Here is a 16529-nt window from a genome sequence, read left to right as displayed (position 1 = left end):
ATCACGGCACTCTGCCACCAGGGTGTTTGGCTCATGGGTCTTTCTCTTGTCTCGAATATGAAATGGAGAGGGCGACCCGCGGGTCGCCCTGATAATCATTGTCAGGCGCTGGCTTGGGTCAACTTGCCAGCGGCTTGCTGGCGCTTGTAGACCAGCAGGGTCAGCACCACCGGCACCACGATGGCGACCAGCATGGCGATGGCAAATACCGCCCAGTATTGCGGCTGGATGGAAAGGATGCCCGGCAGGCCGCCGACCCCGATGCCGTTGGCCATCACCCCGGCAAAGCCACAGATGAGGGCCGCTAGGCTGGAGCCCACCATGGCGCACAGCATGGGGAACTTGTACTTGAGGTTGATACCGTACATCGCCGGTTCGGTCACCCCGAGGTAGGCGGAGATGGCGGCAGGTACCGAGATCTCCCGTTCGTTCTCCTTGCGGCTAATCAAAATGATGCCGACGACCGCAGACGCCTGAGCGATGTTGGAGAGGGCGATCAGCGGCCAAATCGGGGTGCCACCCATGCTCTGCATCAGTTGCAGATCCACCGCGTTGGTAGTGTGGTGGATGCCGGTGATGACCAGCGGCGCGTAGAGGAAACCGAACAGGGCGGCACCGATGGGAGCGAAGGAGCCGGTCATGGCGGCCTTGGCAGCGAAACCGACGCCATCACCAATCCAGCGACCGAACGGGCCGATAAAGGCGTGGGCCACGATCACTGCCAGCAGCAGCGAGACAAACGGCACAATCACCAGATAGAGATAGGCCGGAATGATCCGCTTGAGGTTGGTCTCAACCCAGGCCAGGAAGACACCCGCCAGCAGCGCCGGAATGACCTGGGCCTGATAACCTACCTTCTGGATCACGAACAGGCCGAAGTCCCACACCTCGGGAGTCTGCTGACCGATGCCGTAGGCGTTCATCAACTGCGGTGACACCAGCGTCACCCCCAGCACGATACCCAGGATCTCGGAGCCGCCCATCTTCTTCACTGCAGACCAGCAAACACCAACCGGCAGGAAGTGGAAAATCGCCTCGCCCAGCAGCCAGAGGAAGGCGTGTACCTGAGCCCAGAACTGGCTGATCTCGGTGAGGGTGTGAGTGCCATCGTCGAACATCTTGATGTCGCCGATGACGTTGCGAAAGCCCAGGATCAGACCGCCGGTGATGATGGCGGGCAGCAACGGTACGAAGATCTCCGCCAGATGGGAAATGCCCCGCTCCAGCGGGTTCATGTTCTGGCGGGCCGCCTGCTTGGCGGTCTCCTTGCTACCACCGCTGACGCCGAGCTGCTCGGTCAGCGCCTTGTACCACTGCTCTACCTCGTTACCGATCACCACCTGGAACTGACCGCCCTGGGTGAAGCTTCCCTTCACCGCCGGGATGGTTTCGATAGCCTTGCTGTCGGCCTTGGCCGGATCGTTCAGGACGAAGCGCAACCGGGTCAGGCAGTGGCTGACGGTGGCGATGTTCTCCTTACCGCCGATCTTGTCGATCAGGGTGGCAAGCTGCTGTGCGTTGATCTTGGACATGGGTCTTCCCTCTGTGACGCCATTGAATAGTGGTCTGTATCGCCCTTTTGAGCCAGTCTGTCGGCCGGAGCGTTTTTGGTATCGTTCCCATTTAGCATGCCGACAATCTGGCCAGATCGAAATGGGAACGTTCCCAATTCGTGGCCAGCATCACAAAAAGCGCACTTTTTGTTCAGTCCGGAGTGATGGGGGTCACAGGGTTCGACAGGGGGCGATAGTCACCAGCGGCGGCTGATCCTGCTCAATCTGGCCGAGCAGCTGACGCGCCGCCTGCTCCCCCGCCCCTTTGTAACCGAGATCGAGACTGAGGGCGTTGGGGAAGAGGAAACTGAGCATGGGATTGTTGCCAAGTCCGGTCACCAGCACCTCGCTACGCCCTTGTTCTTGCAGGTATTTTGCCGCACCGATGGCGAGGGTGTCGCTGGCGCAGACCAGCGCCTGGGTGGAGGGCGTCAACAGCTCGGCCGCCAGCCGGTAGCCGCTCTGCAGGCTGAGATCGCCGAGGGCGCTGCGCGGGCGCAACCCCTGCTCTGCGCAGTAAGCGAGATAGGCGTCGAGGCGGCGCTGGCCGGTGGTGAGATCCGAGGCATCCACCCCCAGATAGGCGATGTCGCGGGCGCCACGGCTTGCCAGTTGCGCCAGCATGGTGCGCACCGCACCGGCGTCGTCAAAGCAGACCGAGGAGAAACCGGGATATTCACGAGCGACCAGCACCAGCTTCTCTTTCAGCGGCGTCATGGCGGCATAGTCCAAGTCATTGAAGGCGAACAGGATAATGCCATCCACCCCGCGCCGCTCCAGCACCGCCAGATGCTCCTGCACCTTGGCGGGGGAGAACTTGCTCTCCATCAGCACGGCATCGTAGCCACGCTGGTAGAGGGTCTCCAGCATGCCGCGCACCGCCTGATTCTCCGAGCTGGAGTCGAGCCGCGAGACGATGATCCCCACCACCTGCTGGCTCTGGCTGCGCATGGCCCGCGCCGATTTGCTCGGCACGAAGCCGTGCTCGGCGATGACCTGCTCCACCCGCTCGCGGGTCTCCTGCTTCACCTTGGGATCCTGGTTGAGCACCCGGGAGACGGTCGACTTGCCGACGCCACTCAGTCTGGCGATATCGAGGATGGTCAGTTTCTTGTCCATGAATTGGCTCACAGGAGGCTAGGCGGTGGAATTGCCCACATTGTTGTGATTAACCCCTGTGAATACAAGCCCATGGCGTTAGAATGCCCTTTTTGCCCCGCCGTCAGGGTGTGTGGGCACAGCACAGGATGCCCATCATGGATCTGCTGGCCAGTCTGCTCTTCTCCCTCTCCATCACAGGCCCCATCTGCGTGGTGCTGCTGCTCGGCATCTTGCTCAAGCGGTTGGGGCTGCTGCCGGATCCCTTTACCGAATCCGCCTCGCGACTGGTGTTTCAGGTCACCCTGCCCGCTCTGCTCTTTCTCAGTATTCTGGGTACCAACTTCGCCACCATGCCGAGCCTCTGGTTTATCAGCTATGGCCTGCTCGCCACCGTTATCAGCTATCTGGTGCTGGAGCTGCTGGCCGGACGTTTTATCGGGGAGCAGCGGCTGCGCGGCATCTTCGTGCAGGGGAGCTTTCGCGGCAACAGCGCCATTATCGGGCTCGCCTATGTGCAAAACGCCTACGGCCACGAAGGGTTGGGGGCGGCGGCCTTCTATGTCGGCGCGGTGACCGTGCTCTACAACATTCTCGCGGTGATCACCCTCACCCGCAGTCTCGGCGGTGCCACCGGCATTCGCCCCATTCTGCTCGGTATCATCAAGAATCCGTTGATCATCGCCATTGTGGCGGCGCTGCCCTTTACCCTGCTCGGTATCAAGATGCCGCAACTGTTGCTCACCGCCGGCAGCTACTTCGCCAACATGACGTTGCCGCTGGCGCTGCTCTGCACCGGCGCCTCCCTCAGCCTGGATGCTCTGCGTGGTGGTGCAGCCATTGCGGGCTGGGCCAGCATCATGCGGCTCTGCCTCATTCCGGCTGCGTTCACTCTTGGGGCAGCACTGCTCGGCTTCAGCCATCTGGAGCTGGGTATTCTGTTCCTCATCAGCGCTACCCCGACTGCCGCCGCCAGCTATGTGATGACCCGTGCCATGGGGGGCGACAGCGTGCTGGCCGCAAACATCATCGCCACCACCACCCTCGGTTCGCTGGTTACTACCAGCCTCGGGGCGACTCTGATGAACTACCTAGGGTTGATGTACTGACGGCTTGACCTTGCCGGAGGCGGCAGCTTTAGGCTGGCGCCCATCAACAAAGGAGATATCCCATGACCATCGAACTCACAGTGTCCGGCATGTCCTGCGGTGGCTGCGCCGCCAGTCTGCAAAAAGTGCTGCTGGCCCAGCCTGCGGTCACCACCGCAACCGTCGATTTCGCCAGCAGCAAGGCCGTCATCGAGAGCGATCTGAGCAAGGCCGAGCTGATCGCCCTGCTCGAAGCCAAGGGTTTTTCTGCGAGTTAAATTATCTCCATAGAGGTATAAAACAGGTTAAAAATCTGTACTCACCTGTCTTTTGGTGAGTTTTATCACAGACCCGGGTTATTAAACGGGCAAACTTGCTGCGATTATTCCAACCACAAGGATTTGCAGCATGACCCTACCGATCCGCAAGACCCTGCTCGCCGCCGTCGTCGGCCTGACCCTCTCCCCCATGGCGATGGCGCTGCCCAACGTCCATATTCTGGCAACCGGCGGCACCATTGCCGGGGCTGGCCAGTCGGCTACCCAGTCCAACTACGAGGCTGGCAAGGTGGCCATCGAAACCCTGATCGCCGCCGTGCCCGAGATGAAAAACGTGGCCGATGTGCAGGGAGAGCAGGTGGTAAAGATCGGCTCCCAGGACATGAACGACGAGGTGTGGCTTAAGCTGGCCAAACGGGTCAACGAGCTGCTGGCCAAGGATGACGTGGATGGCATTGTCATCACCCACGGCACCGACACCATGGAAGAGACCGCCTACTTCCTCAATCTGACCGTCAAGAGCGACAAGCCGGTGGTATTGGTTGGCGCCATGCGCCCCTCCACCGCCATGAGTGCTGATGGCCCGCTCAACCTCTACAACGCCGTAGTGACTGCTTCCGACCCGAGCTCCAAGGGCCGTGGCGTGATGGTGGCGATGAACGACACCGTGCTGGATGCCCGCGACGTCACCAAGACCAACACAACCGGGGTGCAGACCTTCGCTTCCCCCAACTTTGGCCCGCTGGGTTACATCCACAACGGCAAGATCGACTATCAGCGCAGCCCGGCTCGTCTGCACACCAGCAAGACGCCGTTTGACGTGAGCAAGCTCGACAAGCTGCCGCAAGTTGGCATCGTCTACAGCTACGCCAACGCCACCGACTTGCCGGCCAAGGCGATGGTGGATGCCAAGTTCGACGGCATCGTCAGCGCCGGGGTGGGTAACGGCAATCTCTACCACACCCTGTTCGATACCCTGGCCAAGGCGAGCAAGGATGGCATCCGCGTCGTGCGCTCCGCCCGCGTGCCGACCGGCGCCACCACCCTGGATGCCGAGATCGATGATGCCAAGTACGGCTTCGTGGCCTCCGGCACTCTCAACCCGCAGAAAGCGCGGGTGCTGCTGATGCTCTCCCTGACCCAGAGCAAAGACCCGGCCCAGATCCAGCGCTGGTTCCAGCAGTTCTGACAACGGTTGCCTGACAAGTGACAAGCAAGGGCGGGACTTCCCGCCCTTTTCCCTCCTGCAATGCTGCCTCGCCCATTACGCCGTTTGGCGGGGTCATCCTTCCCTTTTCCGGCCATCTTTTTCAGCCACCACAAAGCGCTGTCATCAAATTAGCGAGCCGGATCACCCGCTTTCACAAGCGCATCGCCGCCAAATTCATTACACTGCCAGCGATCTTATCCACTCAAGGAGTGCTGTTGCTGTATGGAAATATTGATCCTGCTGGGATTGATTTTGCTTAATGGCGTCTTCGCCATGTCAGAAATCGCCATCGTCACCGCACGCAAGGCTCGCCTCGGCAAGCTTGCCTCTGAAGGCAACCGCTCCGCCGCCATTGCCCTCAAACTGGGCGAAGACCCGACCCATTTTCTCTCTGCCGTCCAGATCGGCATTACCAGCATCGGTCTGCTCAACGGTATCTACGGCGAATCCCTGCTGGCCCAGCCCTTCTCCCTCTGGTTGCAGGAGTGGGGGCTCCCGGCCAAGAGCAGTGGCCTGATCGCCACCATCATCGTGGTGGTGGTGGTTACTTACCTCTCCATCGTGGTGGGGGAGCTGGTGCCCAAGCGCCTCGGCCAGCTCAATGCCGAGCGCATCGCCTGTCTGGTGGCCCGCCCCATGCACTGGCTCGCCACCCTGACCCGCCCCTTCGTCTGGCTGCTGTCGGCCTCTACCAATGCCAGCCTGCGGCTGCTGCGGGTCAACCAGAACGGCAGCGCCAACGTCACCGAGGAGGAGATCCACGCCATGCTGGTGGAGGGCTCTGAAGCCGGGGTGATCGAGGATCATGAACACACCATGCTGCGCAACGTCTTCCGTCTCGACGAGCGCAGCCTCTCCTCCCTGATGGTGCCGCGCAGCGATATCCGCTATCTGGATCTGGCGCTGCCGCTGGAGACCAACCTGCAGCGACTGGTGGAGTATCGCCACAGCTATTTTCCGGTCTGCGACGGCAACCTGTCAGAATTGGTGGGTATCATCAATGTCAACAAGGTGCTGCACGCCTATATCAAGGGGGAGCCCATCGATCTGGCTGCCCTGACCCAGGAGGGCAGCCTGCTGCCCGAAACCCTCAACGGCGTCGAGCTGCTCAACCACTTCCGCACCCACAGCGAACAGATGGCGCTGGTGGTGGACGAATATGGCGAGCTGCAGGGGCTGGTCACCCAGCAGGATCTGCTGGAGGCGCTGGCGGGGGATTTCCAACAGGAGGATGGCGAGGACAACTGGGCATTCCGGCGCGCCGACGGCAGCTGGCTGCTCGATGGCCTGATCCCGCTGCCCGAGTTGAAGGACTGTCTGGAGCTGGTTCGTCTGCCAGAAGAAGAAAAACATCACTATCACACCCTCGGAGGGCTTATCATGCTGCTCCTTGGTCGTGTTCCACAAACCGGAGACCTGGTGACACTGGAACAGTGGCAACTGGAAATTGTTGACATGGATGGCCTGCGCATCGACAAGGTGCTCGCCATGCCCTTGACCGATCAACCCAGCTAACCTGCGGAGTTTGCAAGTATGGAGCAGTTTTACCAACTGGCTCACGCCTTTATGAATCACGATCTGAACACACTTTCCGATCCCAAGATGGCCTTCATGATCTGTGGTGTGATTCTGACGTTTCTGGTACTGGAAAACGGATTCATCCCTACCGCCTTTCTGCCCGGTGACAGCCTGCTGATCCTCACCGGCGTACTCATCTATCAGGATGTATTGTCTCTCGGGGTGATCCCGCTGTTGATCATGGCCACCTTTGTCGGCACCTGGCTCGGTTACATGCAGGGGCGCTTCCTTGGCCACACCCAGCTCTACCATCGGCTGATGTCCCATGTGGAAGAGCGACACCAGCAGAAGGTCTACCACCTGCTGGACAAGTACGGGATCATCACCCTGATCACCGCGCGCTATATCGCCTTCGTGCGCACCGCCTACCCCTACATCGTCGGTGCCACCGAGCTGCCCCAGGGGCGCTTTCTCATCGTCAATCTGATCAGCTCCATCATGTGGATCTGCCCGCTGGTCGGGTTTGGCTACTACCTGAGCCACACCAAGCTGGCCGCCGAATACCAGACCCAGTTCTTCAACATCATCATCTATCTGCCGGTGGCCCTGCTGCTGGGTGGCATGGTGGCGCTGGTCTGGCGCTGGATCAGCAAACGCAGGGCTGCGCAGCCGCGGGATTGACCCCTCGCCCAACGCCCGACCCGAAAGCCCTCGCCAGAGGGCTTTTTTGATCGCCAATTTCGCGCAAATAGCAGAAATAGTCCCGCTCGGCCCTTGTAAAGCCGGGGTAAAAATGAGTGAATCTAGCGCCTTTTTTTGGATGGGAACGGAGTCGGTTGTATGTGGTGTCGGATTCGCGCAGCAGCGCTGGTTGTCGGGTTGATGGGAATGTTGGGATTGCCTGCGGTCAGCGCGGCACCCAACCCTGCCAAACTGGAAGTACGCTCGAGCAGCGCCCTGGTCGTGGATGTAAAAACGGGCAAGACGCTCTACCAGAAGAATGCCACCAAGGTGCGTCCCATCGCCTCCCTCACCAAGCTGATGACAGCGCTGGTGGTGCTGGATGCCAAACAGAATCTCAACCAGACCATCACGGTCGACAAGAACGATCTGGATCGGGTCAAACACACTCACTCCCGCATCCGCATGGGCACCAAGGTGACCCGCCGCGACGCCCTGCATCTGGCATTGATGTCCTCCGAAAACCGGATGGCCTCGGCACTGGCGCGTCACTATCCGGGCGGTCGCAGCGCCTTCGTGCGGGCCATGAACAACAAGGCCAGACAGCTGGGTATGCGTAATACCCACTTCTACGACTCCACCGGCCTTTCCACCCGCAACGTCTCTACCGCCCAGGATCTGGGCAAGCTGGCCGCCGCCGCCTATCGTCAGCCGCTGATCCGTCAGTTCACTCAGGATGAGAACCGGGAGATGCGCTTCAGCGCCCCCGCCTATAGCCTGATGTTCAACAACACCAACCCGCTGGTGAAAAACCCGGATTGGGACGTGCGCCTCTCCAAGACCGGCTTCACTGACGAAGCGGGGCGCTGTCTGGTGATGCGCGCCAAACCGGACAGCCGCGAGCTCGCCATCGTGCTGCTCAACTCGGTGGGCAAGCGCACCCCCATCGGCGATGCCAACCGAATTCGCAAATGGCTGAAAAGCTGAGTAAATATCTCAACACAAAAGGATGCTGCGGCATCCTTTTTTATTGCCCGCAGAACGCCTCTGCAGGCCTTGCAGGATGTTGATAGCCAAACCCTGAGTAATGAGCTGCGCGCAGTCCCCCGCAGCAACAGCAGGCATACAGCGCGCCTATAGATGAGGTAAAGGGTGGCAAGGGGTTGCACCGTTCAGAAGATCGCGACGCAATAACAGAAGGGGGTCTGAAAGAGGACAAGAACAGACTGGAAGGCCATCCAGCCGCTATAACGCGAACACGAATCTGTACCAAAAAGCTAAATGTCGCCCATAAAAAAACAGCCCCGACCGAAGTCGAGGCTGTCTGTATGGTGCGCCCGAGAGGATTCGAACCTCTGACCACCTGGTTCGTAGCCAGGTACTCTATCCAGCTGAGCTACGGGCGCTCATAAACTTTTGGTACTGCTTGAAATATGGTGCGCCCGAGAGGATTCGAACCTCTGACCACCTGGTTCGTAGCCAGGTACTCTATCCAGCTGAGCTACGGGCGCTCACAAACTTTTGTGTATTGCTTGAAAAATGGTGCGCCCGAGAGGATTCGAACCTCTGACCACCTGGTTCGTAGCCAGGTACTCTATCCAGCTGAGCTACGGGCGCTCATAAATCGTTGTGTCGTTTTAAATGGTGCGCCCGAGAGGATTCGAACCTCTGACCACCTGGTTCGTAGCCAGGTACTCTATCCAGCTGAGCTACGGGCGCCCTGTTTTAAAACGATAAAAAAAGCTTACTTATCAGTAAGCCTTTTCCAAAGTGTCGACTTGCTGATGGTCAACACATGACTCTTGCTTGAGTCGTAATATGGTGCGCCCGAGAGGATTCGAACCTCTGACCACCTGGTTCGTAGCCAGGTACTCTATCCAGCTGAGCTACGGGCGCAAATGGCGGAGAAGGGGGGATTCGAACCCCCGATGCGGGTATAAGCCGCATACTCCCTTAGCAGGGGAGCGCCTTCAGCCTCTCGGCCACCTCTCCGTTTGCGGGGCTGATAATACTTCACAGGGATTTTTAGTCAAACACTTTTTTGGAGAAAAAAGTGCGTTCGCTCAGCATTTGGTCAAAGCGTGGAATATTCAAACAATATCGGCACTTATCCCGCAGTTTCGCGCCCTGCAGGGCGATTTCAGGGGGCCGGAAAAACAAAAGGCGACACATGAGGTGTCGCCTTGTCACAGCCATGAAAGTGGCTTAGAAGCCCGGTTGGCCCGGAACTTTCTCGGCCTGGATGCGCTGGTAGATCTCTTCGCGGTGTACGGAGACCTCTTTCGGCGCGTTAACACCGATACGGACCTGGTTGCCTTTAACGCCCAGTACGGTGACAGTCACTTCATCACCAATCATCAGGGTTTCCCCAACACGACGAGTCAAAATAAGCATTCGCTTGCTCCTGTATCCTGTTTTGTTTTTATATCGATATGCGACATTATCTAACAAAGATACCGATATGGTAAATGGTTGAAACTAAATCAATCAGAGATTGTTAGCCCAAGGGCTGCTCTTGCGGTGCCTGATCCAACCCGAAAGCCGCGTGCAGGGCTCGCACCGCCAACTCCAGATACTTCTCGTCAATCACCACAGAGATTTTGATTTCAGAGGTCGAGATCAACTGCATGTTGATCCCCTCCTCGCCCAATACCTTGAACATGGTGCGCGCAACACCGGGATGGTTCCACATGCCGACACCGACAATGGAGACCTTGGCAATCTCGCCATTTCCCTGCACGCAGGAGGCGCCAAGTTCGGTGGCGGTCTCCTCCAACAGCGCCCGGGCGCGGCGATAATCATCACGATTCACCGTGAAGGTGAAGTCGGCGGTGCCATCTCCCAGGGTGTTCTGCACAATCATGTCGACATCAATGTTGGCGTCGCTGATCGGATTCAGGATCTGCGCGGCAACGGTTGGTCTGTCCGGCACGCCCAGAATGGTCAGGCTGGCCTCGTTGCGGTTAAAAGCGATCCCGGATACCAGGGGAGCTTCCATCCTATCACCTCCATATGTGATTAAGGTTCCCTCTCCATCGATAAAGCTCGACAGCACCCGCAGCGGGACGCGGTACTTGCCCGCAAACTCCACCGAGCGGATCTGCAGCACCTTGGCGCCGAGACTGGCCATCTCCAGCATCTCCTCGAAGGTGATGGTGTCGAGACGACGCGCCTTGGGCTCGATGCGCGGATCCGTGGTGTATACCCCATCCACATCGGTAAAGATCTGGCACTCATCGGCCTTGATGGCCGCTGCCACGGCAACCGCCGTGGTATCCGAACCGCCGCGGCCCAGCGTCGTGATGGCGTTATGCTCGTCACGGCCCTGGAAACCGGCGATCACCACCACCTTGCCCGCAGCCAGTTCGGCATGAACCAGCTCGGTGTCGATGTGGGTGATGCGCGCCTTGCCATAGGCGGAATCGGTGTGAATCCGTACCTGATCACCGGTCATTGAGACCGCAGGACAACCGCGTTTGTTCAACGCGATCGCCAGCAGCGCTATGGTGACCTGCTCACCGGTGGAGACCAGTACATCCATCTCCCGCCGGTTGGCATCAGGATCCAGTTGCTGGGCCATGCCCAGCAACCGGTTGGTTTCGCCCGACATGGCGGAGACAACCACCACCACGTCGTGTCCCAGGGCGCGGGTCTGCTCGACCCGCTCAGCTACCGCCTCGATCCGCTCCAGTGTGCCGACCGAGGTGCCGCCGTACTTCTGTACATAGAGTGCCACAGATCACCTCGCCCGATTACAGGCGCTCTTCCAGCCAGGAGTGAACGGATTGCAGCGCTGCCGGCACCGCCTCAGGCTGGGTACCACCCGCCTGTGCCATGTCCGGACGGCCACCACCTTTGCCACCCACCTGCTGGGCAACCAGATTGACCAGCTCACCGGCCTTGACCTTGCCGGTCAGGTCGTTGGTGACGCCGGCGATCAGGTTGACCTTGCCGTCGGCACAGGTGGCCAGCAGTACAACACCGGACTTCATCTGGTTCTTCAGCTCGTCCAGCATGCCGCGCAGGGATTTCGGATCGGCCCCTTCCAGCGCCGCAACCAGCACCTTCTGACCGTTGATCTCGATCACCTGACCCAGCAGGTCGTTACCGGCCTGAGCGGCCAGCTTGGCCTTGAGCTGCTCCAGCTCGCGCTCCATCATCTTGGCCTTGTCCAGCATCTGGCGAACCTTGTCGGCGATGCAGAACTGATCACCTTTCACCAGTGCAGCAGCCTCTTCGATCTGCTCGCCAACCTGATGCATGAAGTCGATGGCAGCTTTGCCGGTCACCGCTTCGATACGGCGCACGCCAGCTGCGATGCCGCTCTCGGCAATGATCTTGAAGAAGCCGATATCACCGGTGCGCTTGGCGTGAGTACCGCCGCACAGCTCGGTGGAGTAGTCACCCATGCGCACTACACGCACGTCGTCTTCATATTTTTCACCAAACAGCGCCATGGCACCGGCGGACTTGGCCGCTTCCAGATCCATCAGCTGGGTGGTGATTTCGTGGTTGGCGCGGATCTGGTTGTTGACCAGCTCCTCGACCCGGCGAATGGTCGCCATGGTCAGCCCCTCGAAGTGGGAGAAGTCGAAACGCATGCGCTCGGCTCCAACCAGAGAACCTTTCTGGGTGACGTGCTCGCCCAGTGCCTGACGCAGAGCTGCGTGCAGCAGGTGAGTCACGGAGTGGTTCAGGGCGATAGCCTGACGACGGTCAGCGTCTACCACGGCCTCGACCTCGGCCCCTTTCTCCAGGGTGCCCAGCTCCATGTAGCCCTTGTGGATGATCGCCTTGCCCGCTTTCAGGGTGTCGGTTACGGCAAAGATGCCGTCGTCCACTTTCAGGGTACCGCTGTCGCCGATCTGGCCGCCGGACTCGGCGTAGAAAGGGGTCTCTTCCAGCACGATGACCGCTTCGTCACCGGCGATAAGACCGCTCACCTCTTCCACACCCTTGTAGATACCAACCACGCGGGTACGCTCGGTCAGAGTCTTGTAACCGGTGAAGGGGGTCTCGAAGTCGAGCTTGAGCATCTCGTTGTAGTTCACGCCGAAGCTGGAGGCTTCTTTGGCGCGAGCACGCTGCTTCTCCATCTCGGCCTTGAAGCCCTCTTCATCGATGCCGATCTCGCGCTCGCGCACCACGTCGGCAGTCAGGTCGGCCGGGAAGCCGTAAGTGTCGTAGAGCTTGAACACCACTTCGCCCGGAATAACCTTGGCATCGCCCAGGTTGGCCAGAGCATCTTCCAGCAGCAGCAGACCGCGATCCAGCGTGCGGACGAACTGCTCCTCTTCGATGCGCAGCACGCGCTCGACCAGCGGCAGCTGGGCGATCAGCTCGGCAGCGACATCCTTCATCTGCACCGCCAGCTCGGCAGCCAGTTTGTAGAAGAAGACGTCGGTGGCCCCCAGCTTGCGGCCGTGACGCACGGCGCGGCGGATGATGCGACGCAGCACATAGCCACGACCTTCGTTGGACGGCATCACGCCATCTGCCACCAGGAAGGCGCAGGAGCGGATGTGGTCAGCGATGACGCGCAGGGACTGGTTGCTCAGATCGGTGGTGCCGACAATCTCGGCCGCTTTCTTGATCAGCGCCTGGAAGATGTCGATTTCGTAGTTGGAGTGCACACCCTGCATGATGGCGGAGATACGCTCCAGACCCATGCCGGTATCCACGGACGGACGCGGCAGCGGCTCCATGGTGCCGTCAGCCTGACGGTTGAACTGCATGAAGACCACGTTCCAGATCTCGATGAAACGGTCGCCATCCTCTTCCGGTGAGCCGGGACGGCCACCCCAGATGTGATCGCCGTGGTCATAGAAGATCTCGGTGCAGGGACCGCACGGGCCGGTATCGCCCATGGCCCAGAAGTTGTCGGAAGCGTAAGGGGCACCCTTGTTGTCACCGATGCGCACGATGCGATCGGCCGGGACACCGACCTCTTTTTCCCAGATATCGAAAGCTTCATCGTCAGTCGCGTAGACGGTCACCAGCAGGCGCTCTTTCGGCAGCTGCAGCACCTCGGTCAGGAAGCCCCATGCAAACTTGATGGCATCCTGCTTGAAGTAGTCACCGAAGCTGAAGTTACCCAGCATTTCAAAGAAGGTGTGGTGACGAGCGGTATAGCCGACGTTTTCCAGATCGTTGTGCTTACCACCAGCACGCACGCAACGCTGGGAAGTCGTCGCGCGATTGTAGGCACGCTTGTCTGCGCCAAGGAACACGTCCTTGAACTGGTTCATACCCGCGTTGGTAAACAACAGGGTCGGGTCGTTATGCGGTACCAGCGAGCTGGAGGAGACAACCTGGTGCCCCTGGGAACGGAAATACTCGAGAAACGCAGCGCGAATCTCTGACGTGGACATATACATGGAAAATCCTGCTTGATTCGAATACGGACTTTTAACCGCATTAATGTAAGTTTTCTGCGGGGTAAAGTAAAACGGACAGGGCCGCCACGGGCGAAAAAGCGCACATAAACGGGCCAGATAAGAGCGCCGCTGCCCACAGTGGCTTTTTTCACTGTCGAGAGGCAAAAAAGCAGCGCATAAAGAGGGATGAGATGAACAAAAGGCCGCTTTTTCGGGATTGTGCGCGCAAGCTACTGAGCGAGCAGGAAAAACCTGCCACAAGGAGAGGTGAAACGACTTTTGCCACGCAGTGGCGTTACTCCTCCCGCTCCTGCAGGGCCGAGATGGCATAACGGGCCTGATCCTGGGTAAAGCCGCGCCCCAGCAGATATTTGAGCCACTTCATCCGCAGCTTGAAATCCGCCAGATCGGCCACCCGGGCTCGCCGTTCGAGCAGGGCAAACGCCAGTTCGAACCAGTCCAGCTCGGGTTGCTCGAATGCGGTATCAATCTGCATATCGTCGAGCCCCTTGCGGCGCAGATCGAAACGGATCTTGATGGGGCCATGGCCCTTGGCGGCACCGGCCCGTACAGCCATACCGCCGTAACGTTCGTCATTGACCCAGTTGTAACCGCGGCAGTAGTCGACCACCGCCTCGATCACCTCTTCATTGAAGCCCTGCTGGCGCAGCCGGTTGGCCAGCTCTGACTCGGCACTCTCGCGACGGGCCAGACTGCGCATGGCATAAGCACGGGCAGCGGCCAGCTGTTCGGCAAAGGTCGGTTCGGCAGGCTCGACCGGTTCGGTAACGGATTCATCAACCATCATAAATAACAAGGCCGGGTATCTACCCGGCCTTCCTTTGTTCCTTATTCGAACTCTTGTTCGCTTTCGGCATCGAACTCGTCTGCCTCAACCGGTGCAGCCTTGTCATCGACTGGCACGGCACCGGAGAGCAGCAGCTCGCGCAGACGGGCTTCCACTTCACCAGCCATCACCTTGTTCTCGGCGAACAGCTTCATCACGTTGGCCTTGCCCTGACCGATCTTCTCGCCGTTGTAGCTGTACCAGGCACCCGCCTTGTCGATCAGCTTGTGCTTGACGCCGAGATCCACCAGCTCGCCCTCTTTGGAGATACCGGCACCGTAGAAGATCTGGAATTCAGCCTGCTTGAAGGGCGGGGCAACTTTGTTCTTGACCACTTTGACGCGAGTCTCGTTACCGACCACTTCGTCGCCTTCCTTGATGGCGCCGATACGACGGATATCCAGACGCACGGAGGCGTAGAACTTGAGCGCGTTACCACCGGTAGTGGTCTCCGGGCTACCGAACATAACGCCGATCTTCATCCGGATCTGGTTGATGAAGATGCACAGGCAGTTGGCGTTCTTGATGTTGGCAGTCAGCTTGCGCAGCGCCTGGGACATCAGACGGGCCTGCAGACCAACGTGGGAGTCACCCATCTCCCCTTCGATTTCCGCTTTCGGCGTCAGGGCAGCCACGGAGTCGACGATGATGACGTCAACCGCATTGGAGCGAACCAGCATGTCGCAGATCTCCAGCGCCTGTTCACCGGTATCCGGCTGGGAGATCAGCAGGTCGTCGACGTTGACGCCCAGCTTGGCAGCATAGATAGGGTCGAGGGCGTGTTCCGCATCGACGAAGGCACAGGTTTTGCCTTTCTTCTGGGCTTCCGCGATCACCTGCAGGGTGAGGGTGGTTTTACCGGAAGATTCCGGGCCGTAGATCTCGACGATACGGCCACACGGCAGACCGCCAATGCCCAGCGCCACGTCCAGTGAGAGGGAACCGGTAGAGATGGCTTCGATATCCATGGTCTTGCTGTCGCCCAGACGCATGATGGAACCTTTGCCGAACTGCTTTTCAATCTGACCCAGCGCAGCCGCCAGTGCCTTCTGTTTGTTCTGATCCATGCCAATCTCCGCTGGAAATCGTGAGTAAGAAGTGAAGTCGGGCTAAGTATACTGTCTATTCATACAGTATCAAGCCCAATTTATCTGAGCAGGGCCAACAGACCCGACAAGGCCTGTCTCACCGCCTGCTGGCGTACCTGTCGGCGATCTCCGTCGAAGCGGGCCAGCAGGGAGTGGTGACTGCCATTGCGGTCGGCCCAGGCGAACCAGACGGTGCCGACCGGCTTGCCCTCAGTGGCGCCGCCGGGGCCGGCGATGCCACTGATAGCAACGCTGATGGAGGCAGACGAGTGAGCCAGCGCGCCGCGGGCCATCTCCAGCACCACAGCCTCGCTCACTGCACCGTGCTGTTCAAGGCTCTCGCTGCTCACCCCCAACATCTGCTGCTTGGCCTCGTTGGTGTAGGTGACAAAACCGCGATCGAACCAGCCGGAGCTGCCCGCGATGTCGGTAATAGCAGTAGCCACCCCGCCGCCGGTACAGGATTCGGCGGTCGCCGCCAGCCAGCCCCGCTGGCCAAGGGCCCGTCCCAACTCGATGGCAAGGTGCTCTATCTCTGCATCCAGTTTCATCACGACTCCTTCTGATCCGCTCAAGAGGCACATTATGCGATCCCGCTAGCGCCGCCCGCAACCACGGCAGACCGCCCTTGCCTGCCGCAATGTGATGTGCAGCACCGGTGTCATGCCTTCAATAGCGCAGAGCAACCGCGCCCGGAACACCCGCTCCCCCGTCGCGGCGCTTATGTGTAGAATGGCGCCATCAAGCCCAAGACTCATCACCGCAGACACTGGCCCGCAGAGGCCCCTTCT

General features: G+C 59.6%; 14 protein-coding genes and 6 tRNA genes. 6 read left to right on the top strand and 14 right to left on the bottom strand.

Annotation, left to right across the window (positions count from 1 at the left end; genetic code table 11):
- Nucleotides 1-101: 101 nt before the first annotated feature.
- Together treB and treR are read right to left on the bottom strand one after the other, a co-directional pair.
- Nucleotides 102-1532, bottom strand: coding sequence for a PTS trehalose transporter subunit IIBC (treB, locus tag AB5Y82_RS11245; protein WP_005348758.1), 1431 nt, complete (start codon nucleotides 1530-1532; stop codon nucleotides 102-104).
- A 192-nt stretch (nucleotides 1533-1724) separates the two neighbouring features.
- Nucleotides 1725-2672 carry a trehalose operon repressor TreR gene (gene treR / locus AB5Y82_RS11240; RefSeq protein ID WP_111900273.1) on the bottom strand — a complete coding sequence of 316 codons (948 nt, stop codon included), beginning with the start codon at nucleotides 2670-2672 and terminating at the stop codon, nucleotides 1725-1727.
- 137 nt (nucleotides 2673-2809) lie between these two features.
- Between treR and AB5Y82_RS11235 the strand changes: the two genes are divergently transcribed.
- From AB5Y82_RS11235 to pbpG, 6 genes are all read left to right on the top strand, one after another.
- The gene (locus AB5Y82_RS11235) at nucleotides 2810-3760 is read left to right on the top strand and encodes an AEC family transporter (RefSeq protein WP_111900274.1); all 951 of its coding nucleotides are present in this window, start codon (nucleotides 2810-2812) and stop codon (nucleotides 3758-3760) included.
- Nucleotides 3761-3822: 62 nt separating this feature from the next.
- Nucleotides 3823-4017: a heavy-metal-associated domain-containing protein gene (locus AB5Y82_RS11230; RefSeq protein ID WP_111900275.1), complete on the top strand. Its 195-nt coding sequence runs from the start codon at nucleotides 3823-3825 to the stop codon at nucleotides 4015-4017.
- A gap of 130 nt (nucleotides 4018-4147) precedes the next feature.
- Nucleotides 4148-5206 (top strand): L-asparaginase 2, encoded by a 1059-nt coding sequence (gene ansB / locus AB5Y82_RS11225; protein WP_111900276.1) that lies wholly within the window; start codon nucleotides 4148-4150, stop codon nucleotides 5204-5206.
- Between the two features lie 243 nt (nucleotides 5207-5449).
- Nucleotides 5450-6742 carry a hemolysin family protein gene (locus AB5Y82_RS11220; RefSeq protein WP_111900277.1) on the top strand — a complete coding sequence of 431 codons (1293 nt, stop codon included), beginning with the start codon at nucleotides 5450-5452 and terminating at the stop codon, nucleotides 6740-6742.
- An 18-nt stretch (nucleotides 6743-6760) separates the two neighbouring features.
- Nucleotides 6761-7426: a DedA family protein gene (locus AB5Y82_RS11215; protein WP_005336051.1), complete on the top strand. Its 666-nt coding sequence runs from the start codon at nucleotides 6761-6763 to the stop codon at nucleotides 7424-7426.
- Nucleotides 7427-7585: 159 nt separating this feature from the next.
- Nucleotides 7586-8413: a D-alanyl-D-alanine endopeptidase gene (pbpG, locus tag AB5Y82_RS11210; RefSeq protein WP_005348750.1), complete on the top strand. Its 828-nt coding sequence runs from the start codon at nucleotides 7586-7588 to the stop codon at nucleotides 8411-8413.
- Nucleotides 8414-8755: 342 nt separating this feature from the next.
- Here pbpG and AB5Y82_RS11205 read toward each other — a convergent pair.
- The 12 genes from AB5Y82_RS11205 to pncC form a co-directional block, all read right to left on the bottom strand.
- A tRNA-Arg gene (locus tag AB5Y82_RS11205) sits at nucleotides 8756-8832 on the bottom strand.
- 28 nt (nucleotides 8833-8860) lie between these two features.
- A tRNA-Arg gene (locus AB5Y82_RS11200) sits at nucleotides 8861-8937 on the bottom strand.
- Between the two features lie 29 nt (nucleotides 8938-8966).
- Nucleotides 8967-9043 (bottom strand) — tRNA-Arg (locus AB5Y82_RS11195).
- A 25-nt stretch (nucleotides 9044-9068) separates the two neighbouring features.
- Nucleotides 9069-9145 (bottom strand) — tRNA-Arg (locus AB5Y82_RS11190).
- A 100-nt stretch (nucleotides 9146-9245) separates the two neighbouring features.
- Nucleotides 9246-9322, bottom strand: a tRNA-Arg gene (locus AB5Y82_RS11185).
- Nucleotides 9323-9325: 3 nt separating this feature from the next.
- Nucleotides 9326-9418: transfer RNA gene (locus AB5Y82_RS11180), tRNA-Ser, on the bottom strand.
- 213 nt (nucleotides 9419-9631) lie between these two features.
- Nucleotides 9632-9820, bottom strand: coding sequence for a carbon storage regulator CsrA (csrA, locus tag AB5Y82_RS11175; protein WP_005336053.1), 189 nt, complete (start codon nucleotides 9818-9820; stop codon nucleotides 9632-9634).
- 103 nt (nucleotides 9821-9923) lie between these two features.
- Nucleotides 9924-11162: an aspartate kinase gene (locus AB5Y82_RS11170; RefSeq protein WP_111900278.1), complete on the bottom strand. Its 1239-nt coding sequence runs from the start codon at nucleotides 11160-11162 to the stop codon at nucleotides 9924-9926.
- A 16-nt stretch (nucleotides 11163-11178) separates the two neighbouring features.
- Nucleotides 11179-13803, bottom strand: a complete 2625-nt coding sequence (gene alaS / locus AB5Y82_RS11165; RefSeq protein ID WP_040068996.1) for an alanine--tRNA ligase — start codon at nucleotides 13801-13803, stop codon at nucleotides 11179-11181.
- 295 nt (nucleotides 13804-14098) lie between these two features.
- A complete protein-coding gene (locus tag AB5Y82_RS11160) occupies nucleotides 14099-14608 on the bottom strand; it encodes a regulatory protein RecX (RefSeq protein WP_111900341.1) in 510 nt (169 codons plus the stop codon).
- A 44-nt stretch (nucleotides 14609-14652) separates the two neighbouring features.
- Nucleotides 14653-15717 (bottom strand): recombinase RecA, encoded by a 1065-nt coding sequence (gene recA / locus AB5Y82_RS11155; RefSeq protein ID WP_005348744.1) that lies wholly within the window; start codon nucleotides 15715-15717, stop codon nucleotides 14653-14655.
- Nucleotides 15718-15797: 80 nt separating this feature from the next.
- Nucleotides 15798-16289 (bottom strand): nicotinamide-nucleotide amidase, encoded by a 492-nt coding sequence (gene pncC, locus AB5Y82_RS11150; protein WP_111900279.1) that lies wholly within the window; start codon nucleotides 16287-16289, stop codon nucleotides 15798-15800.
- Nucleotides 16290-16529 lie beyond the last annotated feature (240 nt).

The organism is Aeromonas sp. s13 (assembly GCF_040907905.1).
GTDB classification, from domain to species: Bacteria; Pseudomonadota; Gammaproteobacteria; order Enterobacterales; family Aeromonadaceae; genus Aeromonas; species Aeromonas veronii.
This window is presented reverse-complemented; position numbering and strand designations above follow the sequence as displayed.